We start from the raw sequence: 2,266 nt of genomic DNA, 5'->3' as shown, positions 1-2,266 counted from the left end.
GTTCGCCGCGGCCGTCGCCTACCGCCAAAGCGAAGGCGACCTCGAAGTACCACGCGCGCACGTCGAGACCGTGGCGGTGAAGACTGCGGCCGGGTCCGAGGGCGGCGCGGGCGAGGGTGGCGGTGCCGTCGAGGTCCGGCTCTCGGCAAATGGGTCAACAACCGGCGGACTCGGCGGAGTTCGCTGGGCGAGGAGCGGGTGCGGTTGCTCACCGAACTCGGCATGCGCTGGTGAGGGGCCGTGTCGGGTGGGGGTGTTCGGTGGGTGTGAGATTCGGAGTGAGACCGGGGGTGGGGTGTGGTGTCGGTGGGGGTGTTTCGGGTCGCTCCGGTCGAGGGTGAGAAGAATGCACGAAGGATGCGGTCGTGTCCGAGGGGTGTGGCGGACGACGGCGGGATCGTGGACGGGTGTCACGGGCCGGGGCCGGCGCCCTGTCGGGTCCGGCAGGGGCGGTGGCTCAACCACCGTTCCTGGCAATCGGGGCGGGTGCGGGGGGCCGACGCGGAGGTGATCCTCGACGCGGCCGGGCGGCGGGCGTTGGTGGAGTTGTGCCGGGTCGGGAAGAAGGTGCTCGCGCGGGCGTTGCCATCCTGGCCGGGAAGGGACGAGGTTGCCGGGTGGCGTCGGATGGGGATGGCGACCGTCACCAGGCGGTGATCTGGAGGATGTATACGCGTTCGTGGCGGGGAACGACCTGGTAGACGAACATGCCGTTCGCGACCAGAGCCGTGCCCCCTGGGGCGAGAGTCCCTCGTAGGTGTTGGCCGGTGGTTCGCTTTTTCGAGTGGGCTTGTTCATCTCGTTCGGGTGAAGTGTCCGCGCCGGGGCCGGGTCGGTGCCAGGGTGGGCGGGTGCCCTTCGTGGGGTCCTCGCATTCGCCTTGGGTGCGCTGTGCAGGCTGTGCCCCGCGACGGGGAACAAGACAGCGGCTCCGACCACACGTGTGATGTGTGGTCGGAGCCGCTGTTCGTCTCAAGGGTGCCGGCCGGGGAGTGGAGGGCCGGCGCCGCGTGGACGGGTCCTCCCGCGTCGTATGGCTTTCCGTGGCTGATGCGGGAGGTGGCGTGCCCCGTCCCGCATCAGCTTCGTAAGGCGGGTGGTTGTTGGATGTCGCGCAACCCGGCCGCCTGCTCACAAATGAGCGTTGGCTGCTGCTTCCTGCCGGAGGGGCAGCTACGCGCGTGAGCGCCCACTTCGAGCGCGACGCCACAAGATGCCCAGCGGAATGGCGACCAATCCGGCGATGACGCCTGCGACAACGGCGGCGACGTATTGGGGAACACCCCAGTCCCGCCCGAAGGCGAGGGGCATCGTGAGAACCATCAGGATCAACACGATGACGACGTTCGAGGTGTGGTAACCGGCACCCGGCTGGCGCGTTGGCATAGGAGCCGTCTCCTTCTTTCTATGAGAGTTCGTCGTAGACACCGGACGCGAGCCCGGCGACCGTGCCCCCCACGACGCCTATCCCCGCACCTGCCGCGCAACTCCACGGGCCGCCCGCGAGCCCGGAAACGCATCCGCCGACCATGCCTTCGAGCGCGAGCGACATCGATTTCTTGGTGACCCTCTTGACGGCGCTTATGAACCCGAGACCGGTGGGATCGACCTGGTTGATCGGGTCACCGGCGGCATACGCGTAAGTGTTGCTTTCCCGACCGCTGGGGTCGGGTTGGGTGAAGCGGCCCAGACTGGGGTCGTAGTAGCGGGCGCTCATCTTGTACTGGCCGGTCGGATCGAGGTAGGTGCTGGTGTAGCGCAGCGGGTTGGGAACCGCCTCGGTCGTCGTGCGGGCGTTGCCGTACGGGTCGTACGCGTAGGTGTTGATTTTGTTGCCGTTTTTGTCCGTCATGGCGATGACGGAGCCTTGGGCGTCGGTGAGGTAGTAGTAGTGGGCTTCACCGGTGCTCATGGCTGTGAGGCTGCCCGAGGGTTCGCGGACGAATCCCGTTTCGGTGCCGCCGGTGACGGTCGCGGAGAGGCCTTCGGAGCCGTGGTAGAAGTCGGTGGCGCCGAACGTGAGGCGCTCCGCGTTGGTGGTGCCGGTGTAGGTGGCGGCGGAGGTGGTGCCGCTTCGGGTGATCGCGGTGAGTTGGTTGAGGTCGTTGTAGCTCTCGCCGGTGCGGGGCAGGCCGCCGGCGGCGGCGGTTTCGTTGCCGTTGGCGTCGAAGGTCCAGCCGGTGTTCGTGGTCTGGTTGGCGGCGTTGTAGGTGTAGGTGGTGCCGGCGGAGCCGCATGTGGTGGTCGTGGTGGAGGTGGCGGTGAG

Annotated in this window: 2 protein-coding genes; both read right to left on the bottom strand. The window is 68.0% G+C overall.

Annotated features, from left to right (window positions below):
* Positions 1 to 1,173 precede the first annotated feature (1,173 nt).
* Complete coding sequence (locus tag GT354_RS07505; RefSeq protein ID WP_161355467.1) at positions 1,174 to 1,386, bottom strand: hypothetical protein; 213 nt, start codon at positions 1,384 to 1,386, stop codon at positions 1,174 to 1,176.
* 19 nt (positions 1,387 to 1,405) lie between these two features.
* Positions 1,406 to 2,266: RHS repeat-associated core domain-containing protein (locus GT354_RS07500; RefSeq protein ID WP_161355466.1), on the bottom strand; the 861-nt coding region annotated here is incomplete at its 5' end.

The sequence above is a fragment of the Streptomyces sp. SID3343 genome (genome assembly GCF_009865215.1).
GTDB lineage: Bacteria > Actinomycetota > Actinomycetes > Streptomycetales > Streptomycetaceae > Embleya.
Note: the sequence above shows the minus strand (reverse complement) of the source record. Positions and strands in the feature narration are given on the sequence as shown.